Origin of the sequence: Corallococcus sp. CA049B, assembly GCF_003611685.1 — a bacterium.
Lineage (GTDB): Bacteria > Myxococcota > Myxococcia > Myxococcales > Myxococcaceae > Corallococcus > Corallococcus coralloides.
The window spans coordinates 1-388 of the sequence record NZ_RAWC01000493.1; the positions used below are offsets into that span (position 1 = coordinate 1).

Sequence of the window (388 nt, forward strand, 5' to 3'; positions counted from 1 at the left end):
GGAGATGACAATGGCGATTTGATAGGCGTTCACTACCCAGATGGAACTGGCTGGCGTGGCATGAAGGTCCGTGGCGATTGTTGGCAGGGCGACGTTGGCGATTGCGCCGTCAAGGACAGCCATCGAAATACCAATCACAATGGTTAATATCGCACCGTATCGCTGGGGCAATGGCAGGCCGTCGGCCTGAACTTTTGGCATAGGAATTTTATATCTTTGGTGAATAATCAACAGGGGTATGATTCTAGCACTGATATTCACGGTGGATGTCGCAGAATTGTAACTAACCGGCAAAAGATGGATTGCGACCACCCTGGTGCGAAATTATAATAAAAAACAGTTCTGATTTTTATAAAACACTCGCAATGAGGTGATAAATGGCTAACGC

General features: G+C 46.9%; 1 pseudogene. It reads right to left on the reverse strand.

From position 1 onward, the window contains the following. Positions 1-231: pseudogene (locus tag D7W82_RS42100) on the reverse strand (hypothetical protein); the annotation flags it as partial. Positions 232-388 lie beyond the last annotated feature (157 nt).